We start from the raw sequence: 24,991 nt of genomic DNA, 5'->3' as shown, positions 1-24,991 counted from the left end.
GTCTACCCGCGCGCGCGCCCGCTTTCCAGCCCCCAAAAGTGCGTGAGGGGCCCGGTATCCTTAAACCTTCGCTAACCATCCGTGGTTAGACCCCTGTCACAAACGGGGCATCCACACGGGGACACGCGATGAAGCCGACTGCAATCGACACCGCCGACGCGGCCGAACTGGGCAAGATCCCGGAAAGCTGCGGCGCGGTCACGGTCGGGTGCAGCGATGTCGCGGGGGTGGTGAAGGCGGTGATCCGCTCCTCACAGACCCTGCGCGAGGAACACGAGGCGCTGCGCGAGACGGTCGCCGCGCTCGAGGCCGATCACAACCGCGTCGCCGAAGCGAGCGACGAAGCGCGCCTGCTGTCCGAACGCGCGACCGACCGGCTCGAGGAAGGCACGCGGCTCATCCAGTCCTCGCTGGGGCAGATCAACTCGCTGCTCGAACTGGTCGATGCGCTGGGCCAGCACGTCACCAGCTTCTCCGCCGCGATGGAACAGGTCCGCCGCAGCGCCCAGGACATCGAGGACATTGCCGAGACGACCAACATCCTCGCGCTCAACGCCACGATCGAGGCGATGCGCGCCGGCGAAGCGGGCCGCACCTTCGCGGTGGTGGCGAGCGAGGTGAAGAGCCTCGCCAGCGACACCCGCCGCGCGACGGACGAAATCGCGGCGACCATCGATGCGCTGGGCGAGGAAGCGGGCGTCGTCATCGGCCGGATCGAGGCGGGCAGCCAGGCGAGCGGCGAGGCCAAGGCTTCGGTCGCGCGGATCGAGAACACCATCGCGAGCGTCGGCGAACTGGTCGAGGAAGTGGACCGTCAGAACGACGTCATCGCCCGCTCCACCGGGACCATCGGCGGCCATGTCGCGGCGGTGCAGGACGTGCTCGTCAGCTTCGACAAGGCGGCGCAGGGCAATGAGGCGCAGCTGAAAGGCGCACATCACCGGATGGAGGAGCTCGAACTCACCGCGAGCGAGATGTTCGACCGCATTGTCCACGCCGGGCTCAGTCCCGAGGACAGCGCGATGGTCGAACGCGCGCAGGACATCGCACGCCAGATCGTCGAGCGCACCGAAGAGGCACTGGCCGAGGGCAAGCTGACCGAAGCCGCGCTGTTCGACACCGATTATGCCAAGGTCGAGGGGACCAACCCGCAACTCTACCGCACCGGCCTGTCGGACTATGCCGACGAGCACTGGCGCCCCGTGCTCGACGCGACCAGGGCATCGGACAGCCGCGTGCTGGCCGCCGCCTGCACCGACATGAACGGCTTTCTCCCGACGCACCTTTCCGAGTTTTCGAGGAAGCCCATCGGCGATCTCACCCACGACACGCAATATTGCCGCAACGGGCGGATCATCCTCGACCCGATCGACAAGCGTGCCAAGCAGAGCACGGCGCCCTACATGATGGCCGCCTACCGCCAGGAAGGCGACGGCGAGCAATATGTCGTGGTGCGCAACGTCTACGTGCCGCTCACCATCGTCGGGCGGCAATGGGGGCACCTGGAGCTGGCCTACACCTTCCGGTGAGGGTCACTCGGCATTGACATGGATGGTCGCCGCGCCATCCGCTCCGGGCCGCAGGTCGAAACTCATGACGGGGGCGAGGTTGCCGGGCAGGCCCGCCATCTGGGCAGGCGTCGGCAGCCGGTCGAACGGCGGATAGACGACTTCACGCGTGCCGTCCGATTGCACCGCGAGGAACAGCCGCGAAGGCTTTATAAGCGAACCCATGCCATAACGCGCCGCGAACAGGCTCGTCCCGCTGTCGCCATAGGCGAGCAGGTAGGAATTGCGCGAGGAAGAGCTGCGATAGATCCCGTATTCGCGCCGCGATGCCGCGTCCCGGCACCACCGCGCGTCGGGGTCGGACCAGGCTCCGGCCCGCTCATCCCGAAGACTGCCGATGATCCCGCCAATAAGAATGTTCGCGGTCATGTCGAGCGCCACGAGCTTCGCGGGCTTTTCGGCATCGAGCCGGTTTTCGCACTCCTCCATCGCCGCATAGAGCGGGGCGGTTTCGCTGGCGCGGGGCAGGTCGAGCGCGCCGACGAGGGCTGCGATGCGCGCGTCGAGCCCGGCTGCGGAAAGGCTGCGCGAGGTCATCCTCAGTTTCACCAGCCAGCCGTCGTGAACGTGCAGCGACAGCCCTGTCGCGCCCGCTCCCTCGCCGCGAAAGCCCGCGCTGATACGCACGCCGCTGTCGGCTCCGGCCCCGGCGGGCGGCGAGAAGGGAGCGATGATCAATGTGTCCGGATCGACTTCGCCCAGCTTGCTGTTCGAGAGCATCACGCTGGCCGCGCGGTCGCTCCAGATCGCGACTGAAGGCACGCCCGCGCGGTAGACGTAAAGCGTGGCGAAGGTGTCGTCGGTCCCCCGGAACGCGATGGCGACATTGCGCCCTTCCTCGTCGAAGCGGGTGATCTTCCCGCGGGCGAACCCGGCGATTGCGGGAGGCAGCGCAAGCCCGCTCGGCTCGTGCTTCCAGGCCGGCTGCGCTTCCTGGCCCGGTTCGACGAAGCCGCTCCTAGTCGGCGCGTCGTCCTGCGCCAGCGCGGGCGCGGCGGCCAATGCAAGCGCGCCGAACAAGAGGCTGGATTTGTGCATGATTTCTCCCCCGATGCGACGCGGGCGAGCATAGGTCGCCCGCGCCACAGGGCAAGGGAGAAGCTAGCGACGGGCCTCGCCGAGGCTCATGACGGATTGCGCCGCGCCATGAAGGCGAGCCTCTCGAACATCATCACGTCCTGCTCGTTCTTCAAAAGCGCGCCGTGGAGCGGCGGAATCGCGTTGTTGGGGTTCGAATCCTGCAGCACTTCGAGCGGCATATCCTCGTTCATCAGCAGCTTGAGCCAGTCGAGCAGCTCGCTGGTCGAGGGCTTCTTTTTCAGGCCCGGCACTTCGCGCAGTTCGTAGAACACGTCCATCGCCTTCTTCACCAGCGTCTTCTGGATGCCGGGATAGTGGACGTCGATGATCTCCTGCATCGTCTCGCGGTCGGGGAACTTGATGTAGTGAAAGAAGCAGCGCCGCAGGAAGGCGTCGGGCAGCTCCTTTTCATTGTTCGAGGTGATGACGACGATGGGCCGTTCCTTGGCTTCGATCCGCTCGCCCGTCTCGTAGACGTCGAAGCTCATCCGGTCGAGTTCCTGCAGCAAGTCGTTCGGGAACTCGATGTCGGCCTTGTCGATCTCGTCGATGAGGAGGACGGGAAGCTTCTCGGCGGTGAAGGCTTCCCACAGCTTGCCCTTCTTGATGTAGTTCGAAATGTCGTGGACGCGTTCATCGCCCAGCTGGCCGTCGCGCAGGCGGGCGACCGCGTCGTATTCGTAGAGGCCCTGCTGCGCCTTGGTGGTGGATTTCACGTTCCATTCGATCAGCGGCGCGTCGATGGCCTTGGCGATCTCGTGCGCGAGGACGGTCTTGCCCGTCCCCGGCTCGCCTTTCACCAGCAGCGGGCGGCGCAGGAGCACGGCGGCGTTGACGGCGACCTTGAGATCCTCGGTCGCGATGTAATTGCTGGTGCCTTCGAAACGCTGCTGCTGGTCGGTCATGGGTTTCCCTGTAAAACTGGATTTCGCGCCCGCAGCGATAAGGCGCGCGTCCCGGCGGCGCAAGAGGCGCGCCGCTGGCAATTGAGGCAGGCGCTCACCGGCCGAGCGAGGCGATGCGCTGGGCGATCAGGGTGAGCGTGTCCTGGTCCACCGGGTCATCGGGATTGTTCCAGGCGAGGTTGAGAAGGTGCCATTCGCCGCTCTCGTCCTGCAGCAGCCAGGTGAGGTGGAGCACGCCCGGCTCCGACCCGCCCTTGAAGGCGACGTGCTTCCACTTGTCCGCGACCGCATCGGGCAGGCCGGCGTTGATCGAGAGCACTTCGAGCGCGCGCGGATCGCCCTTCATCATCATGTAGAGGAAGAGCTTGCGCAGGTCCTCGGCGCTCGCCAGCCATTCGACATCGAGCGCGATCGGCTTGCCGTCGAAAGTCCTGGCAAGCGCCTTCAGGTCGAGGTCGTCGCCGGCGGTGTTGGCGAGTATGGCAAGCCGCTCCTCCGGCCCCGCCGCGCGGTAATCGGCAAGCCGCTGCGGGTCGCCGCCTTTCAGGAGGAACAGCTCGCGGGTCTTGAGGAAGGGATCGTTGAGGCCGGGCGCGGCGTGTCCGCTCGCGCGCATCACCTCGGCCACGCGCTGGCGCCCGAGGATGTCGATCAGCTGGTCGGTCGCGGTGTTGTCGCTGATCGAGATCATCAGGCTGGCGAGCGTGTGCAGCGTCAGCGGCGCGCCGAGCGGCCAGTCCTGCAGCTTGCCGCTGGGAAAGCTCTTCGTCTCCAGTTCGACCACGTCGTCCCATTGGCGCTTGCCCTGCCGGATCTCCTCGGACAGCGCGGCGAGGACGTAGAGCTTGAAGCTCGAACCGATGGCGAAGGGCTGCTCGGCGTTCATCTCCAGCACCGGCGCATTGCCCTTGACCGGGCCGAAATAGGCTCCGACTTCGCCGGGCAGCGCCTCGAGGTCGGCCCTGATCTTTTCGAGGCTGTCGTCGACCGGCTCGAATTCGCGGAAGAGCAACCCGCTGATGCGGTTGCCTTCGGCCGGGTCGATGACCAGCGGACCGCGCGCGATGGCGCGCTCCATCCTGATCTCGATGATCCCGTCGGTGCGGCTTCGCGTCGTGAGGCCCTGCAGCGCGATCGCGGGGCCGAACTGGCTCACCAATTGCTTCGACACGGCGGCGAATTGTTCGGGCGACACCTGGGCAAGCATGGCGTCGCTGAACACTTCCGCCGGGGCGACGTCGCCGTTGATGAGCCCGACGACCTGTTCGGCACGCGCCTCGAGCGCGGATTCTTCTGCCGATGTGTCGGCGGGGACGGGGGCGGGCGGGGCGGCCTCCTGCGCGTTCGCCGCGATGGGCGAGGCGAGCAGGGCGGCGGCAACAAGAGCGTGGCGGATCATTGTCGGGTCTCCTTGCTTAAGGGGCAGGTTAGGGGCTGTGGCGGCGTCAATCCAGCGTGCCGAGTGCGTCGAGCTTGCGCTTCAGACCGCGCGCGGCCAGCAGGTTCGCGGCGAGAATGGCGGCAAACACTCCGAAGGTGACCGCGAACGGCCCGGCGATGCCGGACAGTGCTTCGCGCCAGCCCGCCACGAGGCTCACCTTCCACGCGATCACGGCGTAGAACAGCAACAGCCCCGGGAGGAGCGGCGCCAGATACCACGCGCCGACCGACCGCAGGGCCGCGTACTGGCGGGCATACTGGCGCCGCAGGTGAACGAGGCACGGCTCCTCCGGTCGCCGTTCGAGATTGCCCGCGCGCCGGGCAAGGTTGCGCACGACGAGCGCGATCCCGGCGAGGATCAGCGCGAAGGAGGACGCGATCGCCCATTCGCCGATCCACAAGGCCCCCACGGCGGCTGCGAAGAAAAGGACGAAGACGATCCCCCCAGCGGCGTATTCGATCAGGTTGCGGCGGCGGATCGTGCGCTCGAACGCGCCTGCGCGGCGGGCGATCTCGGCGGGGTCGGTGAACCCTGCGTCCTGCGCTTCCTCGGTCCAGAGGGGGAAGGGGGGCTTGGTCATGCGGGGGCTCCTTCCTGTCGGGGGTGTTCGGGTTGGTCGAAATGGTCCGCGAGCAGGGCCTTGACCCGGTGCACCCGGACATTGACGGCGCCTTCGGAAAGGCCGGTGATCTCGGCGATGTCGCGGGCGCGCTCGCCTTCGAGCCAGAGCACGATCACCTGCGCGTCGAGCGCGGGCAGGCGGCGGATGAGCTGCGCTATGCGCTTGAGCACGAGGCGTTCGGCGGCTTCGGCTTCCGGGTCGGTGCTGGCGGGCAATTCCTCGATCTGTTCGAGCGGCACGCGCGCCGGGCCGCGCACCGCTTTCGCCACGTGATCGGCGGCGACGTTGTGCGCGACCCGGTAGACCCAGGTCTTGAGCGAGCAGTCGCCGCGAAACCGCGCAAGGCTCGTCCACAGCGCGCAATGGATCTCCTGTTCGAGATCGCGCGCCTTTTCCGCATCGCGCTCGAACGCGCGGGCGAGCCGCGCGATCGCCGGGGCGAATTGGCGGCCCGCCTCGCGGTAAAGCTGTTCGACCTCGTGTTCCATGCCCCCTCAGTCGGCGCGCCAGCGGATTTCTTACGCGAACGGGAAAGAAAAGTCCGCGCGGTCGCTGGAGATATGCCAAGCTGAACGGGAACGAGGGAGGACATCATGCCAAGCGAAGCATTCGCCGTGACCAGCGCCGAGGGCCATGAACTGTCGGGCGCGCTCGAATTGCCGACGGGGCTGGTGCGCGGCGGGGCGGTGTTCGCGCATTGCTTCACCTGCACGCGGCAGGCGCGCGCGGCCGTCAGCGTCGCGCGGGCGCTGGCGGCGCGCGGGATCGCCTGCCTGCGGTTCGATTTCACCGGGCTGGGGGCGAGCGAGGGCGAATTCGGCCGGGCGGGTTTCGCGACCGATGTTTCCGACCTCGTCGCGGCGGCGCAGGCGATGAAGGAGCGCGTGGGCGGCCCGGTCCTGCTCGTCGGCCACAGCCTGGGCGGGGCGGCGGCGCTCGCGGCGGCGGCGGAACTGGGGCGCGATACGGTCGCCGCGCTCGCCACCATCGCCGCGCCTTCGGATGTCGCCCACGCGCTCGGCGTGATGAAGGGCGACCACGACGCGATCCTGCGCGATGGGGAGGGCGAGGTGAGCATCGGCGGGCGCCCCTTCACGATCTCGCGCGCCTTTCTCGAACGGATGGAGGCTGCGAGCCTGCTCGATCTCGTCAAGGAGATGCGCGTGCCCTACCTCGCGCTGCATTCGCCGAGCGACCCGGTGGTGGGCATCGACCATGCCAGCAGCCTGTTCGCAGCGGCCTATCATCCCAAGAGCTTCGTCAGCCTCGACGGCGCGGACCACCTGCTGACGCGGGCCGAGGACGCGGAATTCGCCGCCGACATGATCGCGAGCTGGGCCAAGCGTTACCTGCCGCTGCGCGCCGACTGGCCGATGCCCGAAGAGGGCGTGGTCGTGCAGACCGGGCATGGCCGCTTCGGGACCGAGGTGCACACGAAAACGCACCGCTTCCTCGCCGACGAGCCGCGCTCATACGGTGGGGACGACACCGGGCCGACGCCCTACGACCTGCTCTTGGCCGCGCTCGGCACCTGCACCGCGATGACGATGACGATGTATGCGAAGCGCAAGGGCTGGCCCCTCGAAGGCGCGCGCGTTCACGTGACGCACGAACGCGATCACCGCGCGGATTGCGAGAAAGCGCTCGACGAACACGTGCGGGTCGAGGCGCTCAACCGGGCGATCGAGGTGCTGGGCGATGACCTCACCGAAGACCAGCGCGCGCGGATCGTGGAAATCGCCGACAAGTGCCCGGTCCACCGCACGCTCGAAGGCGAGCTGCACATTCACACGCGCAGTTCGGACTGATCAAAGGCGCGGGCTGGTCCCGATCACCACCAGCGCGAATTGCACCGTCATCACCACGCCGAGCGCGATACGCCACCCCGCTCCCGCCGATGCGAGGCCGCGATCCATCGACCAGAGATAGATCGCGATCGAGGCGAGCCCCGTCAGGCCGAGAGTGATCCAGCCGCTCGCATCGAGCAGCACGACGAACACGCCATAGGCCGCGACCGCCTGGATCAGCACGGCGGCGGTGAACCAGGCGATGGGGATCGGGCGATAGGCGGCGTCGGAGACATACCAGTCGGGCAGCGAGGAATCGGGGCGGGATATGCGGCGGTCGCCCGCCATGATGTCCTCTTCGCGCGGGTTCGGATACTCGGAATCGCGCTCGTGCTCGCGCTCGTCAGGCATCGATCAGGTCGCGGTCGACATCGCTCGCGTGGCTCTGGATGAAATTGAAGCGGTGTTCCGGATTGCGGCCCATCAGCTGGTCGACCAGCTCCTTCACCGCCGCGCGCTGTTCGAATTCGGGCGGCAGGGTGATCCGGATGAGGCTGCGCGTGTCGGGATTCATCGTCGTCTCGCGCAATTGCTGGGGGTTCATCTCGCCCAGACCCTTGAACCGGCCGACCTCGACCTTCTTGCCCTTGAACACCGTCTCTTCCAGCTCCTTCCTGTGCGCATCGTCGCGGGCATAGCGGCTCTCCTTGCCTGCGGTCAGGCGATAGAGCGGGGGCTGGGCGAGGTAGAGATGCCCTTGCCGCACGACCTCGGGCATTTCCTGGAAGAAGAAGGTCATCAAAAGCGTCGCGATATGCGCGCCGTCGACATCGGCGTCGGTCATGATGATGATGCGGTCATAGCGCAGGTCGTCGGGCGAGCAATCCTTGCGCGTCCCGCAGCCGAGAGCGAGGATCAGGTCGGCGATTTCGCTGTTGGCGCGGATCTTGTCGGCGGTGGCGGATGCGACGTTGAGGATCTTGCCGCGGATCGGCAGGATCGCCTGCGTCTTGCGATCGCGCGCCTGCTTGGCGCTGCCGCCTGCACTGTCGCCCTCGACGATGAAAAGCTCGGTGTCGCGCCCGCCTTCGCCCGAACAATCGGTGAGCTTGCCGGGCAGGCGCAGCTTCTTCGCGTTGGTCGCGGTCTTGCGCTTGATCTCGCGTTCCTGCTTGCGCCGGAGGCGTTCCTCCATGCGCTCCATCACTTCGCCCAGCAGCGCCTTGCCGCGCTCCATGTTATCGGCGAGGAAATGGTCGAAATGGTCGCGCACCGCGTTCTCGACCAGCCGCGCGGCTTCGGGCGAGGTGAGGCGATCCTTGGTCTGCGACTGGAACTGCGGGTCGCGGATGAAGACCGAAAGCATCACCTCGGCCCCGGTCATCACGTCGTCGGCGGAAATGTCCTTCGCCTTCTTCGCGCCGACGAGCTCGCCGAACGCGCGCAGCCCCTTGGTGAGCGCGGCGCGCAGGCCCTGTTCGTGCGTCCCGCCGTCGGGGGTGGGGACGGTGTTGCAATACCAGCTGCTCGACCCGTCCGAGAAAAGCGGCCAGGCGATCGCCCATTCGACCCGGCCCTGCTGCGTGCCGTCCACCGAGGGAAAGTCCTGCTTGCCCGCGAAAGGCTGGCTGGTGACGCATTCGCGCGCGCCCACCTGTTCGGCGAGATGGTCGGCAAGTCCGCCGGGGAACTTGAACGTGGCCTCGGTCGGCACGTCCTCGCTCGCGAGGCTTTCGGCGCAGCGCCAGCGGATCTCGACCCCGGCGAACAGATAGGCTTTCGACCGGGCGAGCTTGAACAGGCGCGCGGGCTTGAACGCCCGGTCGCCGAAGATTTCCTCGTCGGGGGTGAAGGTGACGGTCGTGCCGCGCCGGTTGGGGGCGGCGCCGACGACCTCGATCGGGCCCAATGTCTGGCCCTTGGAAAATTCCTGCGCGTAAAGCTGCTTGTCGCGCGCGACCTCGACCCGCGTGTGGCTCGACAGGGCGTTGACGACGCTCACCCCGACCCCGTGTAGGCCGCCGCTCGTCGCATAGGCTTTCCCTGAGAACTTGCCGCCCGAATGGAGCGTCGAGAGGATCACCTCGAGCGTCGACTTGCCGGGAAACTTGGGATGCTCGTCGACCGGGATGCCGCGCCCGTTGTCCGAGATCGACAGGCGGTTTCCTTCCTCGAGCCGGACCTCGATCCGGTTGGCGTGACCCGCCACCGCTTCGTCCATCGAATTGTCGAGCACTTCGGCGGCGAGATGGTGCAGCGCGCGGTCGTCGGTCCCGCCGATATACATTCCGGGGCGGCGACGCACGGGCTCCAATCCTTCGAGCACCTCGATCGAGGAGGAATCGTAATCGCCGCTTGAGGCGGGGGCGTTTTCGAACAGGTCGTCGGACATGAACCCGCTATAGGGTGCGGGGCGGCCCCGTCACAAGCAGGGGCGCGTCCGTTTTGCGCAATTCCTAGAAGGAGGAGGGCGCGTTCTCGACCGCGATCACCGTGCCGCCCGTCACCTTGCGCACTTCGAGCGCGCGCTCGGCGACCCCGTTGCTCTGAAAGCGGAACGCTCCGTCGACCCCGATGAAGGTCCGCCCGTAGAGATCGGCGCGCGGGAAATCGTCGCCCACTTCCCAGTCCTGCGCCATCCGCAGCGTCAGCAGCACCGCGTCATAGCCGAGCGTGGCAATGCGGTAGGGCTTGCCGCCGAAGCGGCTTTCATAGCTGTCGGCGAAGCGCTGGAAGCGCGCATCGGAAACGGCCGAGAAGATCGCGCCCTCGACCGCCGGGGCACGGGTCAGGCTCGCCTCGCCGCTCCACAGCGCGGTGCCGAGCAGGCGCGTGCCTTCGGCTCCGTCGCGCTTGATTTCGGGCGCGGCCTGGATCGCGGCGCGCGGCCCGTCGGCGATGAGGACCGTGTCGTAGCCGCCGCCCGCTCGCAGGCGCTGCGCGGCGCTGATGACCGAGGTGTTGCCGCGCGAATAGCGTTCGACCGCGATCAGATTGCCGCCGAAGGCGTTCAAGGCGCGGCGCATCGCGGCATAGGTGCGCTCGCCATAGTCGCCGTCGGGAACCAGCGCGGCGAAAGCGTTGGAGCCGTTCTCGCGTGCATAGCGCATGGTGCGCTCGATCGCCTGTTCGGGGATGTGCCCCATCAAGAGGACATCCGCGCTCGCTGCGGAAACGTCGTTGGAAAAGGAAATCGCGGTCACGCCCGCGGGCCGCGCAGCGGCCTGCACGGCGGGGATGTTGGCGGCGAGCAGCGGGCCGAGGATGAGCTTGTTGCCGTCCGCGATCGCCTTGCGCGCGGCTTCGCCAGCCCCGGCGGAGGTGTCGTAAGTGGTGATGCGCAGGTTGTTCCGGTTGGTGTCGATCAGCGCCATCGTGGTCGCGTTGGCGAGGCTCTGCCCGACTTCGCCGGTCGGCCCGCCCATCGGCACGAGCAGCGCGATCCGGTGGCGCGCGGAATCGCTCGGCAGGGCGGTGGCGCTCGGCTCGGGCGTTGGGGTGGCTACGGCGGGGCCGGTCGAGACGGTCTCGGTCTTGGGAATGACCTGGCACGCGCCGAGCAGCGCGGCGCATCCGGCGAGCGCGAGATTGCGGCGGTTGAAGTGCCGGAAGGCCGAGCGCAGGCCCGCAAAGACACCGCCCGTCCGCGCGCTCACCCCGATGCGCATTGTTTCGTTGACCTTCATTCTTGCCGACCCCTGATCGCTGCTTCAAAGACGTCCCGTCATGACGATTGCCGCCACCGCCTCAACGCAAGATGAACACGGGCAGCCGCTCGAGGCTGGCCTCTACATCGTCGCGACGCCGATTGGCAATCTCGGCGACATAACGCTCCGTGCCATCGACGTGCTGAAGCGCGCCGCGCTCATCGCCTGCGAGGACACGCGGGTGACGGGCAAGCTCTTGAAGGCCATCAGGGCAGATACGCGGATGCAGCGTTATGACGACCATGCGAGCGAGGAGACGCGACGCCGCATCCTCGAACGCGCCGCCGCGGAGCCGGTCGCGCTGGTGAGCGATGCGGGAACGCCGCTCGTCTCCGATCCGGGCTACAGGCTCGTGCGCGAGGCGCACGCGGCGGGGGTGGCGGTGACGAGCATCCCCGGCCCCTGCGCCGCGATCGCCGGGCTGACGCTCGCCGGATTGCCCAACGACCGGTTCCTGTTCGCAGGCTTCCTGCCCGTGAAGGACAAGGCGCGCGGCGACGTGCTTGCCGAACTGGCGGCGGTCGATGCCACGCTGGTGTTCTACGAGACCGGCCCGCGGCTCGTGCGCAGCCTCGGCGCGCTGGCCGAAGCCTGGCCGGAGCGCGAGGTCGCGGTCGCTCGCGAACTCACGAAACTGCACGAGGAATGCCGCACCGGCTTTCCCGCCGACCTCGCCGCGCATTATGCCGAGCACCCGGCCAAGGGCGAGATCGTGCTGCTCGTCGGCCCGCCGGTTGAAGCCGCGAGCGAGGCCGATCCCGAGGCGCTTCTGGCCGAGGCGCTGGAGGACATGAGCCCGAGCAAGGCCGCAGCCAGCGTGGCGAAGGCGACCGGGCTCGACCGCAAGGAACTCTATGCCCGCGCCGTGGAACTGAAAGCCCGATGAGCGAGAGCCGCGAACGGGCAGAACGCAAAGGCCGCGAGGGCGAAGCGCAGGCTGCGCAATGGCTGATGCAGCAGGGCTGGCGTGTGCTCGCCGAGCGCGTGAAAACCCCGCGCGGCGAGATCGACCTGATTGCGCGCAAGGGCAGCCTGCTCGGCTTCTTCGAGGTCAAGTGGCGCGCCCACTCCCGCGACCTCGCCGCTGCGATCGACGAGCGCCGCCTTGCCGCCGCCGCCGAAATCGCGATGGCCGACTATGCCGAACAGGGCGACGACTTCACCATCGACGTGCTCCTGCTTGCACCCGGCAGCCGTCCGCGCCACATCGCCAACGCCTACCAACCCTGAGGGACAAGCCCATGAGCCTGCGCGTCGCCGTCCAAATGGACCCGATCGAGACCGTCAACATCAAGGGCGACAGCTCCTTCGCGCTGATGCTCGCGGCGCAGGAGCGCGGACACGCGGTGTTCGAATACCACGTCGAAAGCCTGACTCTTGATGCCGACGACCGGCTCTGGGCCGAAGCGGCGCCCGTCACCGTGCGCCGGGTCGAAGGCGACCATTTCGAAAAAGGCGCGAAGCAGCGGCTCGATCTCGGGCGCGACATCGACGTGGTCCTGATGCGGCAGGATCCGCCCTTCCACATGGGCTACATCACCGCGACCCACCTGCTCGAGCGCATCGCGGGCGAGACGATTGTGGTGAACGACCCGGCGAGCGTGCGCAATTCGCCCGAAAAGGTGATGGTGCTCGACTATCGCCGCTTCATGCCGCCCACGCTCGTCACCCGCTCGGTCGCGGAAATCCGCCGCTTCATGGAGGAACACGGCGCGGTGGTGATCAAGCCGATCCACGGCAATGGCGGCAAGGCGATCTTCCGCGTGCCGGAAAGCGGCGACAATCTCACCGCGCTGATCGAGGTGTTCAACCAGACCTGGCCCGAGCCGCACATGGTCCAGCCTTTCCTTCCCGAAGTGGCCGAGGGCGACAAGCGCATCGTGCTGGTCGACGGCGAGATCGCGGGCGCGATCAACCGGATACCCGGCAAGGGCGAATTCCGCTCCAACCTCGCCATGGGCGGCAGCGCCGAGGCGACCGAGCTGACCGAGCGGGAGCGCGAGATCTGCGAGGCGATGGGGCCGGATCTGAAGCGCCTCGGCCTCACCTTCGTCGGGATCGACGTCATCGGCGGTAAGTGGCTGACCGAGATCAACGTGACCTCGCCCACGGGAATCGTCGCCATTTCCGAATTCGACGGCACCGACGTCGCCGGCATGATCTGGGACGCGATAGAGGCGCGCGCCTCGCGGCTTGGCGGGCAGTAGGGCAGGAGGCAAGGCACGCATGGCTATCAGGGGTATCCACCATGTCGCGGTGAGCACGCACGATCTCGACCGGCTCGTGCGGTTCTACGAAGAGGCGCTGGGCTTCACCCCGGTGAGCGAGCAATTCGCCTGGAGCGACAGCCCCGAGATCGACAGCATCATCGGTGTCGAAGGCTCCGCGGCACGCACCGTCATGCTCAAGGCCGGAAACGCCTATCTCGAGATATTCGAGTTCTCGAGCCCCGCGTCCGCAAGCACGACCCCCAAAGCTCCCAATGATCGCGGCTATACCCATTTCGCGGTCGACAGCGACGACATCGCGGCCGATTTCGCCCGCCTCCAGGCCGCCGGGATGCGCTTCGTGAGAAGCGAATACGGCGACATGGGCGAGATCAAGGCGATCTACGGCTCGGACCCCGACGGCAACGTGATCGAATTGCAGCAGGTCGCGCCCGCCCACCCGACGAGCCTCGCGCGGCGTCGCTTGCCGGTGAACGATTAGGGCGCGCGGGCGTTCGGGTGACATGACCGATCTCATCCTCGAGGTGATCCGGCGCGGCGGCTATGTCGGCATCTTCCTGCTCATGGCGATCGAGAACATCTTCCCGCCCGTGCCGTCGGAAGTGATCATGGGCTTCGGAGGCGTGCTCGTCGCGCGCGGGGACATGGCCTTTGCGCCCCTGCTCATCATCGGCACGCTCGGCACGGTCGCCGGAAACCTGTTCTGGTACTGGCTCGGCCGCCGCTGGAGCGAGGCGCAGCTGCGCGCCTTCATCGACCGTTTCGGGCGCTGGCTGACTTTCGAATGGGACGAATTCACCCGCGCGCGCGATTTCTTCCGGCGGCACGGGGAATGGATCGTCTTCGTCCTGCGCTTCTCGCCCGTCCTGCGCACCATCGTCTCGCTCCCGGCGGGGCTGGCGGGCATGGGCTTCTGGCGCTTCTGCCTGTTCACCTTCCTCGGCTCGCTCATCTGGAACGCGCTGCTGATTCTCGGCGGAGCGGCGCTGTCGGGCCTGCTCGAGACCTACGAGGACATCGCCAGCATCGCGATCATCGCCGGGCTGGCGCTGGGCGTCGTGTGGTATGTCTGGCGGGTGGTGACGTGGGAGCCGGCCGAGCGGGCGGAGAGCGAGGACTAGTTTTTCTTCGCGCGCGCCCCGCGTTCTCGGGGATGGGCGGCGCGGTAGTTCTCGAGCAGGCTCGCCGCGTCGACCTTGGTGTAGATCTGGGTCGAACCCAGTGAGGCATGGCCGAGCAGTTCCTGAAGCGATCGCAGGTCCGCGCCCGCGCCGAGCAGGTGGGTGGCGAAGCTGTGCCGCAGCGCGTGCGGGGTCGCGCTGTCGGGCAGGCCGAGCGCGCGGCGCGCCTGCGCCATCGCCTTTTGCACCATGCCGGGCGAGAGGGGCCCGCCTTTCGCTCCGCGAAAGAGCGGGTCCGTGCGGGCGAGCGGCCAGGGGCAGGCGGCGAAATACTCCGCGACCGCCGCGCGCACAATGGGGAGGACCGGAACGACGCGCTGCTTGCCTCCCTTGCCCGTGACGTTGAGAGTCTCTCCCAGCGGCACGTCTGCCCCCGTTAGCGACAGCGCCTCGGCAATGCGCAGGCCGCAGCCATACATCAGGAGCAGCACCGCCCGGTCGCGCGCCCCGATCCAGTCCTCGCGCGCGCCGGCCCCGGCCAGGTCCGCGAGGTTCACCGCATCGTCAGGCGTGACGGGGCGGGGCAGGCCCTTCTTGAGCCGCGGCCCCCGCACGCGCGGCGCGGCGGGGTCGGGATCGCCGCTTTCGGCGCGGGCGAAGGCGATGAATGCCTTGAGCGCCGACAATTCGCGCGCCGCGCTTGCATTGGAAAGTCCGCCCGCGCGCCGCTCGGCAAGGTGGCGGCGCAGGTCGTGCGCTTCGATCGCCGCGACACCCTCCCAATCCTCGATTCCCCGCGCCGCCAGCAGCCGCCGGGCGGCGGCGACATAGGCGCGCACGGTGTGGGGTGAGCGGCGGCGACCTTCGGCAAGGTGGCGCTGCCATTGCCCGATGAGGTCCACCGCGCTCACGCCGCTACCAGCCCGTCCGCGACGATTTCTCCTAGCAGCGCGTCGAGCACGCCGCGCCCCGGAGGCGCGACCCCGATCCGCTCGCCCGCGGTCCAGACCAGCCCGAGACCGCGCAAGCGGGCGAGGGCTCCCTCATCCACCAAATCCGCTCGCCTCATCGCGAACCGCCCGGCGAGCGCGGCAAGGTCCACGCCCTCGGTCAGTCGCAGCCCCATCAGGAGCGCTTCGGCCGCCTGCTCGGCGAGCGGCAGCGCGCGCTGCTCGGCGATGCCGTGCCCGCGTTCCGCAACGGCGGCGAGGTAGTTCTCGGGCTTTCTGTGGCGGACGGTCGCAAAGCCGCCGCGGCGTCCGTGTGCGCCGGGGCCGATCCCGGCATAATCCTCGTAGCGCCAATAGGTGAGGTTGTGGCGGCTCTCCGCGCCGGGCCGGGCGTGGTTGCTCGTCTCGTAGGCGGGGAGACCCGCTGCCTCGGTCATGGCCTGCGTCAGGTCGTAGAGTTCCGCCGCCGCGTCGTCGTCCAGCGGCGCGAAGACGCCGCGCCGGACATCGGTTGCAAAGCGCGTGCCGGGCTCGATCGTCAGCTGGTAGAGCGAGAGGTGCGACGTGCCGAAGCCCAGCGCTCGGGCCAGCTGCGCCTCCCATTCGCGCGGGCTCTGGCCGGGCAGGGCATAAATGAGATCGAAGCTCACCCGGGCGAACTGCGCCTGCGCGACCTCGAGCGCCGCCAGCGCCTCGTCCGCCCCGTGCAGCCGCCCGAGCCAGCGCAGCGTCTCGTCCTCGAGCGATTGCACGCCGAGCGAGACGCGGTTGATGCCCGCCCCGGCCAGCGCCGCGAAACTGGCCGCCTCGACCGAGGAGGGATTGGCCTCCAGCGTGATCTCGATCCCTTCGCTGAAGCCCCAAAGGCGTTCAGCTTCGGCGAGCAGCGCCTCGACCAGCGCGGGCGGCATCAGCGACGGCGTGCCACCGCCGAAGAAGATCGAACGAAGCGCCGCGCCGCCCGCCACAGCGGCCTCCGCGCGCATATCGGCAAGCAGGGCGTCGCGCCACGCGGCGTGATCGACCGCAGCGCGCACGTGCGAGTTGAAGTCGCAATAGGGGCATTTCTTCGCGCAGAAGGGCCAGTGGATGTAGAGGGCTCGGGCCAAGGGGCGGGGCGCTTTCAGTCTTTGGTAAGGCGGTGCGCTCCACCATGTAGGCCATGAGACTGCGGGCGACAATTCTGGCGGGCTGCGCCGCGCTCGGCGCGCTGATGGGCGCGGCCCATGCGGGCGAGCGTGCGGCGACGGCCGAGGAAACATGGCTCGCCGCGCATAATGCCGAGCGCGCCGCTTTCGGCACGCCGCCGCTGCGCTGGAACGCGGCGCTCGCCGCCGAGGCGCGGGGCTGGGCCGAACGGCTCGCGCGGGAGAACGTGCTGCGCCATTCCCCGCGCGAGACAAGGAACGGGACCGGCGAGAACCTGTGGATGGGCAGCGCGGGGTATTATTCGCCCGCCCGCATGATCGCCGCCTTCACCGAGGAAAAGCGGTATTTCCGTCCCGGCACCTTCCCCCATGTCTCGCGCACCGGGAACTGGGCCGATGTCGGGCACTACACCCAGATCGTCTGGGCCGACACGCGCGAGGTCGGCTGCGCGAGCGCGCGCGGGGTGCATTTCGACGTGCTGGTGTGCCGCTACTGGCCCGCGGGCAATGTCATCGGGCAGCGCATCGCACCGGGCCGCGTCGCCGCCAATCGCTGACCGGGACGACTAGACCCCGAACTGGTCGGCGACGAGCTTCGCGAAGGCATCGGCGCGGTGGCTGATCGCGTGTTTCTCCGCCGGGTCGATCTCCGCGAAAGTCTGCTCGCGGCCTTCCGGCACGAAGACCGGGTCATAGCCGAAACCCATTTCCCCGCGCGGCGGCCAGGTCAGCGAACCCGCGCAGCGCCCTTCATAGGCGACGTGCTCGCCATCGGGCCACGCGATCGCGAGAACGCAGTGGAAGGCCGCCGAGCGGTCGGTGTCGGGACCAAGCGCCTGCAGCATCCCCTCGACCTTGCCCATCGCCATGAACCAGTCGCGGCCCGGATCGCCTTCGAACCACTGCCGTTCGGCCCAGTCGGCGGTGTAGACCCCGGGCCGCCCGCCCAGAGCCTCGACGCTGAGGCCACTGTCGTCGGCCAGCGCGGCAAGGCCCGAAGCCTCCGCCGCCGCGCGGGCTTTAATGAGGGCGTTGTCGATGAAGCTCGTCCCCGTCTCTGCGGGCTCGGGCAGGCCGAGCGAACCGGCCGAGATGCATTTCATCCCGTAAGGCTCGAGCAGGGCGGAGATTTCCCTGAGCTTGCCCTGATTATGCGTCGCGATGACGAGCGAGCCGCCGCTCAGTTTCCGCGTCACTTCACCGCGTCCCTTTGCGCGGCGAAGATCTCGTCGCAGCCCATCCGGGCAAGGCGCAGGAGACGCAGCAGGCCCTCTTCGTCATAGGTCGCGCCCTCGGCGGTCGCCTGCACCTCGGCGATGTTGCCCCCTTCGAGCAGGACGAAATTGGCATCGGCGTCGGCGGATGAATCCTCGTCGTAATCGAGGTCGAGCACCGGCGTGCCCTGGTAGATGCCGCAGGAAATCGCCGCGACCTGCGAGAGGATGGGATCCTCCTTGATCTCGCCCGCCTTGATGAGCCCGTCGACCGCGAGCCGCAGCGCCACCCACGCGCCCGAGATCGAGGCGGTGCGCGTGCCGCCGTCGGCCTGGATGACGTCGCAATCGAGCGTGATCTGTCGCTCGCCGAGCTTTTTCAGGTCCACCACGGCGCGCAAGCTCCGCCCGATCAGGCGCTGGATTTCCTGCGTGCGACCCGACTGCTTGCCGCGCGCGGCTTCGCGGCTGCCGCGGGTGTGCGTGGCGCGCGGGAGCATCGAATATTCGCCCGTCACCCAGCCTTCGCCCTTGCCCCGCATCCACGGCGGCACGTTGCGCTCGACGCTGGCGGTGCACAGCACCTTGGTGTCGCCGAAGCCGATCAGGCACGAGCCCTCGGCGTGCTTGGTGAAGCCGGTTTCGATGGTGATGGCGCGCATTTCGTCGGGCGCGCGGGAAGAGGGGCGCATGAAAGCTCCTGTCGTTTGGTCTGGCCCGCGCTTGGCGCAATCGCGGCCCCGCGGCAACCCGGGGCCGAGACAAATTGAGTTTCGCCTCCGATTTTCCTAGCTAACAGGCATGGCATCGCCCCCGATCACCGAACTGACCGACCGCGCCCGCGAAATCTTCCGGCTCGTCGTCGAGGGCTATCTCGATTCCGGCCAGCCGGTGGGCTCCAAGACGCTTGCGAGCGACGGGACGCTCAACCTCTCGCCCGCCTCGATCCGCTCGGTGCTGGCCGACCTCGAACGGCTCGGCCTGCTCGCCGCGCCGCATACCAGCGCGGGACGGATGCCGACCGAAGCAGGATTGCGCATCTTCGTCGACGGGATGATGCGGATGAGCGAGCCGACCGAGGAGGAGCAGGCCCGGATCGAGGCGCGGCTTGCGGGCGGCGGGCCGGTCGAACAGGCGCTGCACCAGGCAAGCGCGCTGTTGTCCGACCTGTCGGGGGCGGCGGGGATGGTGCTGGTCCCGGCGCGCGAACAGCGGCTCGCCCAGTTCAGCCTCGTCGATCTCGGGCAGGGCAGGGCGCTCGCCGTTCTGGTGGGGGAGGACGGCGGGGTCGAGAACCGCGTGTTCGACCTTGGCGCCGCGCTCGATCCCGGCACGTTCGATCGCGTGTCGAATTATGTCACAGCGCGGCTTTCGGGGCGCACGCTGGCCGAGGCGGCGCAGGCGATGCGCGCCGAAATCGGCGCCGGCAAAAGCCAGCTCGACGAAGCCAGCCGCGACCTTGTCGAGCGCGGGCTTGCCGTGTGGAGCGAGGACAGCGAGCAGCGCCCGGTCCTCATCGTGCGCGGGGCGGCGAACCTGCTCGACGAGGCGGCACTGGAGGATCTTGAACGGGTGCGCTCGCTGCTCGAGGACCTCGAGGACAAGCAATCGGTCGCTGCCCTGCTCGAAAGCGCGCGCGAGGCGGAGGCGACGCGCATCTTCATCGGCTCGGAAAACCGCCTGTTCGGCCTGTCTGGCTCCTCGGTCATCGCCTCGCCCTATCGCGACCGCGAGGGCAGGGTGCTCGGCGTGCTCGGCGTGATCGGGCCGACGCGGTTGAATTACGCGCGCGTGGTCCCCATGGTGGATTTCACGGCGCGGTCGCTGGGCCGGCGCATAGCTTGAAGCATCATTACATACAGGCTGGAAGCACTTGGAAATGAACGAGAACGACAAGCCGCGCGACGAAGCGGCGGAAGCCGAACTGAAAGGCGTGCCCGAGGAATTCCTCAAGGATTCGCACGACAATGCCGAAGACGAGGGCGATGAGGCCAAGGGCGACGACCTGTCCGAGGTCATCGCCCAGCTTCGCAGCGATCTCGAGGCGGCCAAGCAGGACGTGCTCTATGCCAAGGCCGACACGCAGAACGTGCGCCGCCGGATGGAAAAGGACGTCCAGGACGCGCGCAACTATGCCGCGACCGCCTTCGCGCGCGACATCCTGAGCGTTGCCGACAACCTCGCCCGCGCGGTCGAGGCCATCCCCGAGTCCTTACGCGAAGACGACAAGATGAAGGGTCTCGTGATCGGGATCGAGGCGACCCAGCGCGAGCTCGAGAAGGTCTTCAAGAGCCACGGCATCGAGCGCATCGCGGCGATGGGCCTGCCGCTTGACCCGAACCAGCACCAGGCGATGATGGAAGTCCCCACCGACGAGCACGAACCGGGCACGGTGGTCCAGGAAATGCAGTCGGGCTGGATGATCAAGGACCGGCTGTTGCGCCCCGCCATGGTGGGCGTGGCGAAGAAGCCGGATTGAGTCGGGCTCGCGATCCCAGGCGGAACCAGCCCGTCTCCTCATCCGTAATTCCCCCGAACAGGGGGCTGTTACGGAGAGACACATGAAAAAGCTGCTTTTTGCCCCCGCGCTTGCGGCGAGCACCCTCACGCTCGGCGCCTGCGCCGACAATTACGCCGCGGAAGGCGGGCTTGCGGGTGCTGCCGCCGGGGCGGGGCTGGCCGCGATCACCGGCGAGGACATCACCACCTACGCGCTGGCGGGCGCGGCGGCGGGCGGCCTTGCGGGCTATTTCGTCGACAAGGATGACGACTGCGATGGATATTATCGCGACGAATATCTCGACGATGACTGTTTCGGGCGGCGCGGCTACCCCGACGACCCGCGCTACTGACGCGCGCTAGAGAGCCGCGCCGGGGAAGCGGACGAGTTCGTCGTAGGCGGCCTTGTCCGCGACCCCCGCAAGGCCGACCCCGCGTCGCAGCAGGAAGGCGTGGCGCACGATCTCGGCCTGCTGCTCGATCCCGTAGAAAGTGAGCGGCCGCCCCGGCCTCAGCGCATAGTCGTAGCGGCAGAAGGGATGGCGGTTCAGGACGAGATACCAGCTTCCCCGCGTCTGGGCCTGCCAGACATGGGTGAGTTCGTGGATCAGGAACCCCTGCCGCAATACGCCTTCTTGCGAGAAATCGTCGCAATAGGCGCTGCCTTCGGGGTGGAAATGGATGTGGCCGCGCGGGGCCATGGTGATCCGCTTCGGCTGGAAGGGGAACCACTTGCGCCGCCGGATCTCGACCGCGCCGTAATCGATCGCATCGCCGAATATGCCGCGCGCAAGGTCGACCTCGCCCGGCGTCAGGGCGCGCGCGCCGCCTTTCGGGCAGGCGGGAAGGGAGCCCGTCGCCCCGCTCCCGCCCGCGCGCGATGTCAGCGCTCTTCCCCGGCTTCGCGCACCTCGGCCTCGAATTCGTGGGTCGCGCCGCCCGCGAGGATCAGCGTGACCTTGGCCGTGCTGCCGGGTGCGAGCGCGTCCGAAGGCTCGAACACCATGATGTGCTTGCCCCCCGGCTCGAAGGCGACTTCGGTCCCCTTGGTCAGCGGGATCGGGGCGGAGGTGTTCATCTGCATCTTGAAGTCGTATTCCATGACATCGTGGATGTCGGCCGAGCCCGCACCCTCGACTTCGGCATCGCGGATCGCAAGGCCCTTTTCCCCGTCATAGGAAAGGTTGAAATAGACCGCCGCCGGATTGCCTTCGACCGGGGCGAGGACGAGCCGGGCATCGGTGATTTCCATCCCGGCAATCGTGCCTTCTGCCGGAGCTGCGGCGGGCGCCTCGGCCTCGTCCGCACAGGCCGAAAGGCCCAGCGTAGCGGCGAGCAGGGCCGGGGCGGCAAGGGCGGTTGTCATCACGTTCGAATTCACTGTGTTCTCCCCACTGTGGTGCGCCGCACGCACTAAAGCGGCCCATGCCTTGTGCCAAGCGAAACCGCTCCTATATCCGCCCCAGAAACGAGCCGCCTTGTGCCTTGCCGCTTGATGGGAGGCGCGAAACGGCGGTGTCCAACAACCAGCATGGATGGGGTAGAAATGGGTAAAGTAATCGGCATCGACCTCGGCACCACGAACTCGTGCGTGGCCGTCATGGACGGGGGCAAGCCCAAGGTCATCGAAAATTCCGAAGGGGCGCGCACCACGCCCTCGATCGTCGCCTTCACCAAGGACGGCGAACGCCTGATCGGCCAGCCGGCCAAGCGTCAGGCGGTGACGAACCCGGACAACACGCTGTTCGCGATCAAGCGCCTGATCGGGCGCCGCTTCGACGATCCCACGACCAAGAAGGACATGGAGATCGTCCCCTACACCATCACCAAGGGCAAGAACGGAGATGCCTGGGTCAAGGCCGGCGGCGAGGAATACAGCCCCTCGCAGATTTCCGCCTTCATCCTGCAGAAGATGAAGGAAACCGCCGAAAGCTATCTCGGCGAGACCGTGACGCAGGCGGTCATCACCGTGCCCGCATACTTCAACGACGCGCAACGCCAGGCGACCAAGGACGCAGGCCAGATCGCCGGGCTCGAAGTGCTGCGCATCATCAACGAGCCGACCGCCGCGGCGCTCGCCTACGGGCTCGACAAGGAAGACGGCAAGACCATCGCGGTCTACGACCTCGGCGGCGGCACTTTCGACGTCTCGATCCTCGAGATCGGCGACGGCGTGTTCGAGGTGAAGTCGACCAATGGCGACACCTTCCTTGGCGGTGAGGATTTCGACAACGCGATCGTCGAACACCTCGCCGATGCCTTCAAGAAGAAGGAGAACATGGACCTGCGCAGCGACAAGCTCGCGCTCCAGCGTCTCAAGGAAGCAGCCGAAAAGGCGAAGATCGAGCTGTCGAGCTCGGCTTCGACCGAAGTGAACCTGCCCTTCATCACCGCGCGCATGGAAGGGGGTTCTTCCACCCCGCTGCACCTCGTCGAGACGATCACGCGTGCCGATCTTGAAAAGCTGGTCGGTGGCCTGATCGACCGCACGCTCGACCCGTGCAAGAAGGCGATGCAGGATGCGGGCGTATCCAAGGACGACATCGACGAGGTCATCCTCGTCGGCGGCATGACGCGGATGCCCAAGGTGCGCGAAGTGGTCGAAAACTTCTTCGGCTCGAAACCGCACACCGGTGTGAACCCGGATGAAGTCGTCGCCATGGGCGCGGCGATCCAGGCGGGCGTGCTGCAGGGCGACGTCAAGGACGTGCTGCTGCTCGACGTGACCCCGCTCTCGCTCGGCATCGAAACGCTGGGCGGCGTGTTCACCCGCATGATCGATCGCAACACGACGATCCCGACCAAGAAGACCCAGACCTATTCGACCGCCGAGGACAACCAGAACGCGGTGACGATCAAGGTCTACCAGGGCGAGCGAGAAATGGCCGCGGACAACAAGCTGCTCGGCAATTTCGACCTCGTCGGGATTCCGCCCGCGCCGCGCGGCGTGCCGCAGATCGAAGTCACATTCGACATCGACGCGAACGGCATCGTCTCCGTCTCGGCCAAGGACAAGGGCACGGGCAAGGAACAGACGATCAAGATCCAGGCTTCGGGCGGCCTTTCGGACAGCGACATCGAACAGATGGTCCAGGATGCCGAAAAGTTCGCCGAGGAGGACAAGAAGCGCCGCGCCCAGGCCGAGGCCCGCAACCAGGCCGACAGCCTCGTCCACGCGACCGAAAAGCAGCTCGAGGAGAACGGCGACAAGATCGACGCCGGGCTCAAGGGCGAGATCGAAGCCGCGATCGGCGAGGTAAAGACCGCGCTCGAAGGCGACGATCCGGACGCGATCAACGCCAAGAGCGAGGCGCTGAGCCAGCTCGCCATGAAGATGGGCCAGGCGATCTACGAGCAGGAGCAGGCCGCGTCCGCCGAAGGCGGCGACGCCGGGGCCGGGACTGCTTCGGACACCTCCTCGGACGATGAGGACGTGGTCGACGCCGAATTCTCCGAGGTCGACGAAGACAAGAAGGGCTGAGCCCCTATGGAAAGCGCCCCGCCGCCGACGCCTTGCCACAAGGTAAGGCGTTCGGCGGCGGGCCTTTGACGGGGACTGGACCGCAATGTCTCAGACACAGATGGATTATTACCAGACGCTCGGCGTGTCGCGCGATGCCGACGGCGCGACGATCAAGAGCGCCTATCGCAAGCTCGCGATGAAATGGCACCCGGACCGCAATCCGGGCGATGCCGAGGCCGAGGCGCGCTTCAAGGCGGTGGGCGAGGCTTACGAATGCCTCAAGGATCCGCAGAAGCGCGCGGCCTACGACCGCTACGGCCACGAAGCCTTTACGCAGGGCATGAGCGGCGGCGGCGGCGGCTTTGGCGGCGGCTATGGCGGGCAGGACGGCTTCGCCGATATCGGCGACATCTTCGAGACGATTTTCGGCAGCGCCTTCGGCGGCGCGCGCGGCGGAGGTCGGCCGCAGGCACGGCGCGGGGCGGACCTGCGCTACGATATGCAGGTCACGCTCGAGGAGGCGTTCCACGGCAAGTCGACCGAGATCGAGATCGAGGTCAGCCAGTCCTGCGACACCTGCGACGGAACCGGCGCGACCCCCGGCACGGGCGAGCGCCAGTGCAACCTGTGCGGCGGCATGGGCGCGGTGCGGGCGAAGCAGGGTCTGTTCGTGGTCGAGAGGCCATGCCCCACCTGCGCGGGCCGCGGCGTGGTGATCGAGGATCCGTGCAGCGACTGTCTCGGTGAAGGCCGGGTCGACCGCCCGCAGGCGCTCAAGGTCGACATCCCGCCCGGCGTCGACACCGGCACGCGCATTCGCTTGTCGGGCAAGGGCGAGGCCGGCCAGCGCGGCGCGCCTCCGGGCGACCTCTACATCTTCATCCACGTCAAGCCGCACGACCTGTTCGAGCGCGAGGGCACTACGCTGGCGACGCGCGTGCCGATCAGCTTCACCACCGCGGCGCTCGGCGGCTGCGTCGAAATTCCCGATCTCGACGGGTCCACCAACACAATCGACATTCCCGCCGGGATGCAGTCGGGCAAGCAATTGCGCGTGCGCGGCGCGGGGATGCCGGTTCTGCAGGGCCGCGGGCGCGGCGATCTCGTGGTCGAGATCAAGGTCGAGACCCCGACGAAGCTCTCGCGCAAGCAGAAGGAAATCCTGCAAGCCTTCCGCGAAACGGAAACCGGCGACGAATGCCCCGAAAGCCGCAGCTTCCTGTCCAAACTCAAGGATGCCTTCGGCGGCTGAGCGAGG

The 24,991-nt window shown here is 67.7% G+C and carries 27 protein-coding genes; 13 read left to right on the top strand and 14 right to left on the bottom strand.

Going from position 1 to position 24,991, the window contains the following annotated elements:
• The first annotated feature begins 128 nt into the window (after nucleotides 1-128).
• Nucleotides 129-1,529, top strand: a complete 1,401-nt coding sequence (locus G9473_RS05055) for a methyl-accepting chemotaxis protein (RefSeq protein WP_291136697.1) — start codon at nucleotides 129-131, stop codon at nucleotides 1,527-1,529.
• Between the two features lie 3 nt (nucleotides 1,530-1,532).
• On the opposite strand, the gene G9473_RS05050 is transcribed toward G9473_RS05055, so the two are convergent.
• The 5 genes from G9473_RS05050 to G9473_RS05030 all read right to left on the bottom strand — a co-directional run bounded on the left by G9473_RS05050 (nucleotide 1,533) and on the right by G9473_RS05030 (nucleotide 6,104).
• Nucleotides 1,533-2,606 (bottom strand): hypothetical protein, encoded by a 1,074-nt coding sequence (locus G9473_RS05050; protein WP_291136694.1) that lies wholly within the window; start codon nucleotides 2,604-2,606, stop codon nucleotides 1,533-1,535.
• An 86-nt stretch (nucleotides 2,607-2,692) separates the two neighbouring features.
• Nucleotides 2,693-3,553 carry a MoxR family ATPase gene (locus G9473_RS05045; protein WP_291136691.1) on the bottom strand — a complete coding sequence of 287 codons (861 nt, stop codon included), beginning with the start codon at nucleotides 3,551-3,553 and terminating at the stop codon, nucleotides 2,693-2,695.
• A gap of 94 nt (nucleotides 3,554-3,647) precedes the next feature.
• Nucleotides 3,648-4,952: a serine hydrolase gene (locus G9473_RS05040; RefSeq protein ID WP_291136688.1), complete on the bottom strand. Its 1,305-nt coding sequence runs from the start codon at nucleotides 4,950-4,952 to the stop codon at nucleotides 3,648-3,650.
• A gap of 46 nt (nucleotides 4,953-4,998) precedes the next feature.
• Entirely contained in the window at nucleotides 4,999-5,574 is a 576-nt protein-coding gene (locus G9473_RS05035) for a hypothetical protein (RefSeq protein WP_291136685.1), read from the bottom strand.
• Nucleotides 5,571-6,104 (bottom strand): sigma-70 family RNA polymerase sigma factor, encoded by a 534-nt coding sequence (locus G9473_RS05030; protein WP_291136682.1) that lies wholly within the window; start codon nucleotides 6,102-6,104, stop codon nucleotides 5,571-5,573. The genes G9473_RS05035 and G9473_RS05030 overlap by 4 nt, the downstream gene beginning before the upstream one ends.
• A 105-nt stretch (nucleotides 6,105-6,209) precedes the next feature.
• On the opposite strand from G9473_RS05030, the gene G9473_RS05025 reads away from it, so the two are divergent.
• Nucleotides 6,210-7,424 carry a bifunctional alpha/beta hydrolase/OsmC family protein gene (locus G9473_RS05025; RefSeq protein WP_291136679.1) on the top strand — a complete coding sequence of 405 codons (1,215 nt, stop codon included), beginning with the start codon at nucleotides 6,210-6,212 and terminating at the stop codon, nucleotides 7,422-7,424.
• On the opposite strand, the gene G9473_RS05020 is transcribed toward G9473_RS05025, so the two are convergent.
• From G9473_RS05020 to G9473_RS05010, 3 genes are all read right to left on the bottom strand, one after another.
• Complete coding sequence (locus tag G9473_RS05020) at nucleotides 7,425-7,814, bottom strand: hypothetical protein (protein ID WP_291136676.1); 390 nt, start codon at nucleotides 7,812-7,814, stop codon at nucleotides 7,425-7,427.
• On the bottom strand, nucleotides 7,807-9,795 hold the full coding sequence (gene parE, locus G9473_RS05015) for a DNA topoisomerase IV subunit B (RefSeq protein WP_291136673.1): 1,989 nt from the start codon (nucleotides 9,793-9,795) through the stop codon (nucleotides 7,807-7,809). Before parE ends, G9473_RS05020 begins: the two co-directional genes overlap by 8 nt.
• 64 nt (nucleotides 9,796-9,859) lie before the next feature.
• Entirely contained in the window at nucleotides 9,860-11,089 is a 1,230-nt protein-coding gene (locus G9473_RS05010; RefSeq protein ID WP_291136670.1) for a penicillin-binding protein activator, read from the bottom strand.
• A gap of 40 nt (nucleotides 11,090-11,129) precedes the next feature.
• On the opposite strand from G9473_RS05010, the gene rsmI reads away from it, so the two are divergent.
• The 5 genes from rsmI to G9473_RS04985 are packed head-to-tail and all read left to right on the top strand — an operon-like array spanning nucleotide 11,130 to nucleotide 14,459.
• Complete coding sequence (gene rsmI, locus G9473_RS05005; RefSeq protein WP_291136667.1) at nucleotides 11,130-11,996, top strand: 16S rRNA (cytidine(1402)-2'-O)-methyltransferase; 867 nt, start codon at nucleotides 11,130-11,132, stop codon at nucleotides 11,994-11,996.
• The gene (locus tag G9473_RS05000) at nucleotides 11,993-12,340 is read left to right on the top strand and encodes a YraN family protein (RefSeq protein ID WP_291136664.1); all 348 of its coding nucleotides are present in this window, start codon (nucleotides 11,993-11,995) and stop codon (nucleotides 12,338-12,340) included. Before rsmI ends, G9473_RS05000 begins: the two co-directional genes overlap by 4 nt.
• Before the next feature lie 11 nt (nucleotides 12,341-12,351).
• The gene (gene gshB / locus G9473_RS04995) at nucleotides 12,352-13,317 is read left to right on the top strand and encodes a glutathione synthase (RefSeq protein WP_291136661.1); all 966 of its coding nucleotides are present in this window, start codon (nucleotides 12,352-12,354) and stop codon (nucleotides 13,315-13,317) included.
• 19 nt (nucleotides 13,318-13,336) lie between these two features.
• On the top strand, nucleotides 13,337-13,819 hold the full coding sequence (locus G9473_RS04990) for a VOC family protein (RefSeq protein ID WP_291136658.1): 483 nt from the start codon (nucleotides 13,337-13,339) through the stop codon (nucleotides 13,817-13,819).
• A gap of 22 nt (nucleotides 13,820-13,841) precedes the next feature.
• On the top strand, nucleotides 13,842-14,459 hold the full coding sequence (locus G9473_RS04985; RefSeq protein ID WP_291136654.1) for a DedA family protein: 618 nt from the start codon (nucleotides 13,842-13,844) through the stop codon (nucleotides 14,457-14,459).
• Here G9473_RS04985 and G9473_RS04980 read toward each other — a convergent pair.
• Together G9473_RS04980 and hemW are read right to left on the bottom strand one after the other, a co-directional pair.
• Complete coding sequence (locus tag G9473_RS04980; protein ID WP_291136650.1) at nucleotides 14,456-15,370, bottom strand: tyrosine recombinase XerC; 915 nt, start codon at nucleotides 15,368-15,370, stop codon at nucleotides 14,456-14,458. The genes G9473_RS04985 and G9473_RS04980 overlap by 4 nt on opposite strands.
• Complete coding sequence (hemW, locus tag G9473_RS04975) at nucleotides 15,367-16,518, bottom strand: radical SAM family heme chaperone HemW (protein ID WP_291136648.1); 1,152 nt, start codon at nucleotides 16,516-16,518, stop codon at nucleotides 15,367-15,369. The genes G9473_RS04980 and hemW overlap by 4 nt, the downstream gene beginning before the upstream one ends.
• A gap of 53 nt (nucleotides 16,519-16,571) precedes the next feature.
• Here hemW and G9473_RS04970 point away from each other — a divergent pair, with 53 nt between their 5' ends.
• A complete protein-coding gene (locus tag G9473_RS04970; RefSeq protein WP_291136644.1) occupies nucleotides 16,572-17,114 on the top strand; it encodes a CAP domain-containing protein in 543 nt (180 codons plus the stop codon).
• A 9-nt stretch (nucleotides 17,115-17,123) separates the two neighbouring features.
• Here G9473_RS04970 and rdgB read toward each other — a convergent pair whose 3' ends face one another.
• Together rdgB and rph are read right to left on the bottom strand one after the other, a co-directional pair.
• Nucleotides 17,124-17,753, bottom strand: a complete 630-nt coding sequence (rdgB, locus tag G9473_RS04965; protein WP_291136641.1) for an RdgB/HAM1 family non-canonical purine NTP pyrophosphatase — start codon at nucleotides 17,751-17,753, stop codon at nucleotides 17,124-17,126.
• Nucleotides 17,750-18,463: a ribonuclease PH gene (gene rph / locus G9473_RS04960; RefSeq protein ID WP_291136638.1), complete on the bottom strand. Its 714-nt coding sequence runs from the start codon at nucleotides 18,461-18,463 to the stop codon at nucleotides 17,750-17,752. The genes rdgB and rph overlap by 4 nt, the downstream gene beginning before the upstream one ends.
• A gap of 109 nt (nucleotides 18,464-18,572) precedes the next feature.
• Between rph and hrcA the strand changes: the two genes are divergently transcribed.
• From hrcA to G9473_RS04945, 3 genes are all read left to right on the top strand, one after another.
• Nucleotides 18,573-19,616: a heat-inducible transcriptional repressor HrcA gene (hrcA, locus tag G9473_RS04955; RefSeq protein ID WP_291136635.1), complete on the top strand. Its 1,044-nt coding sequence runs from the start codon at nucleotides 18,573-18,575 to the stop codon at nucleotides 19,614-19,616.
• A gap of 34 nt (nucleotides 19,617-19,650) precedes the next feature.
• A complete protein-coding gene (grpE, locus tag G9473_RS04950) occupies nucleotides 19,651-20,250 on the top strand; it encodes a nucleotide exchange factor GrpE (protein ID WP_291136632.1) in 600 nt (199 codons plus the stop codon).
• 82 nt (nucleotides 20,251-20,332) lie between these two features.
• On the top strand, nucleotides 20,333-20,623 hold the full coding sequence (locus tag G9473_RS04945) for a glycine zipper domain-containing protein (protein ID WP_291136629.1): 291 nt from the start codon (nucleotides 20,333-20,335) through the stop codon (nucleotides 20,621-20,623).
• 6 nt (nucleotides 20,624-20,629) lie between these two features.
• Here the strand turns inward: G9473_RS04945 and G9473_RS04940 are convergent, their stop codons facing one another.
• Entirely contained in the window at nucleotides 20,630-21,085 is a 456-nt protein-coding gene (locus G9473_RS04940) for a vgr related protein (RefSeq protein WP_291138234.1), read from the bottom strand.
• A 68-nt stretch (nucleotides 21,086-21,153) separates the two neighbouring features.
• Nucleotides 21,154-21,636 (bottom strand): copper chaperone PCu(A)C, encoded by a 483-nt coding sequence (locus tag G9473_RS04935; RefSeq protein WP_291138232.1) that lies wholly within the window; start codon nucleotides 21,634-21,636, stop codon nucleotides 21,154-21,156.
• A 180-nt stretch (nucleotides 21,637-21,816) separates the two neighbouring features.
• Between G9473_RS04935 and dnaK the strand changes: the two genes are divergently transcribed.
• Complete coding sequence (dnaK, locus tag G9473_RS04930) at nucleotides 21,817-23,751, top strand: molecular chaperone DnaK (RefSeq protein ID WP_291136626.1); 1,935 nt, start codon at nucleotides 21,817-21,819, stop codon at nucleotides 23,749-23,751.
• An 85-nt stretch (nucleotides 23,752-23,836) separates the two neighbouring features.
• Nucleotides 23,837-24,985 carry a molecular chaperone DnaJ gene (dnaJ, locus tag G9473_RS04925; RefSeq protein ID WP_291136623.1) on the top strand — a complete coding sequence of 383 codons (1,149 nt, stop codon included), beginning with the start codon at nucleotides 23,837-23,839 and terminating at the stop codon, nucleotides 24,983-24,985.
• The last annotated feature ends 6 nt before the right edge of the window (nucleotides 24,986-24,991 follow it).

Origin of the sequence: Erythrobacter sp. (assembly GCF_011765465.1) — a bacterium.
In the GTDB taxonomy this organism is placed as follows: Bacteria; Pseudomonadota; Alphaproteobacteria; order Sphingomonadales; family Sphingomonadaceae; genus Erythrobacter.
Note: the sequence above shows the minus strand (reverse complement) of the source record. Positions and strands in the feature narration are given on the sequence as shown.

Coding starts and splice junctions, on each gene's coding strand:
- G9473_RS05055 (WP_291136697.1), top strand. CDS start 129: ATGAAGCCGACTGCAATCGACACCGCCGACGCGGCCGAACTGGGCAAG.
- G9473_RS05050 (WP_291136694.1), bottom strand. CDS start 2,606: ATGCACAAATCCAGCCTCTTGTTCGGCGCGCTTGCATTGGCCGCCGCG.
- G9473_RS05045 (WP_291136691.1), bottom strand. CDS start 3,553: ATGACCGACCAGCAGCAGCGTTTCGAAGGCACCAGCAATTACATCGCG.
- G9473_RS05040 (WP_291136688.1), bottom strand. CDS start 4,952: ATGATCCGCCACGCTCTTGTTGCCGCCGCCCTGCTCGCCTCGCCCATC.
- G9473_RS05035 (WP_291136685.1), bottom strand. CDS start 5,574: ATGACCAAGCCCCCCTTCCCCCTCTGGACCGAGGAAGCGCAGGACGCA.
- G9473_RS05030 (WP_291136682.1), bottom strand. CDS start 6,104: ATGGAACACGAGGTCGAACAGCTTTACCGCGAGGCGGGCCGCCAATTC.
- G9473_RS05025 (WP_291136679.1), top strand. CDS start 6,210: ATGCCAAGCGAAGCATTCGCCGTGACCAGCGCCGAGGGCCATGAACTG.
- G9473_RS05020 (WP_291136676.1), bottom strand. CDS start 7,814: ATGCCTGACGAGCGCGAGCACGAGCGCGATTCCGAGTATCCGAACCCG.
- parE (WP_291136673.1), bottom strand. CDS start 9,795: ATGTCCGACGACCTGTTCGAAAACGCCCCCGCCTCAAGCGGCGATTAC.
- G9473_RS05010 (WP_291136670.1), bottom strand. CDS start 11,089: ATGAAGGTCAACGAAACAATGCGCATCGGGGTGAGCGCGCGGACGGGC.
- rsmI (WP_291136667.1), top strand. CDS start 11,130: ATGACGATTGCCGCCACCGCCTCAACGCAAGATGAACACGGGCAGCCG.
- G9473_RS05000 (WP_291136664.1), top strand. CDS start 11,993: ATGAGCGAGAGCCGCGAACGGGCAGAACGCAAAGGCCGCGAGGGCGAA.
- gshB (WP_291136661.1), top strand. CDS start 12,352: ATGAGCCTGCGCGTCGCCGTCCAAATGGACCCGATCGAGACCGTCAAC.
- G9473_RS04990 (WP_291136658.1), top strand. CDS start 13,337: ATGGCTATCAGGGGTATCCACCATGTCGCGGTGAGCACGCACGATCTC.
- G9473_RS04985 (WP_291136654.1), top strand. CDS start 13,842: ATGACCGATCTCATCCTCGAGGTGATCCGGCGCGGCGGCTATGTCGGC.
- G9473_RS04970 (WP_291136644.1), top strand. CDS start 16,572: ATGAGACTGCGGGCGACAATTCTGGCGGGCTGCGCCGCGCTCGGCGCG.
- rph (WP_291136638.1), bottom strand. CDS start 18,463: ATGCGCCCCTCTTCCCGCGCGCCCGACGAAATGCGCGCCATCACCATC.
- hrcA (WP_291136635.1), top strand. CDS start 18,573: ATGGCATCGCCCCCGATCACCGAACTGACCGACCGCGCCCGCGAAATC.
- grpE (WP_291136632.1), top strand. CDS start 19,651: ATGAACGAGAACGACAAGCCGCGCGACGAAGCGGCGGAAGCCGAACTG.
- G9473_RS04945 (WP_291136629.1), top strand. CDS start 20,333: ATGAAAAAGCTGCTTTTTGCCCCCGCGCTTGCGGCGAGCACCCTCACG.
- G9473_RS04935 (WP_291138232.1), bottom strand. CDS start 21,636: ATGACAACCGCCCTTGCCGCCCCGGCCCTGCTCGCCGCTACGCTGGGC.
- dnaK (WP_291136626.1), top strand. CDS start 21,817: ATGGGTAAAGTAATCGGCATCGACCTCGGCACCACGAACTCGTGCGTG.
- dnaJ (WP_291136623.1), top strand. CDS start 23,837: ATGTCTCAGACACAGATGGATTATTACCAGACGCTCGGCGTGTCGCGC.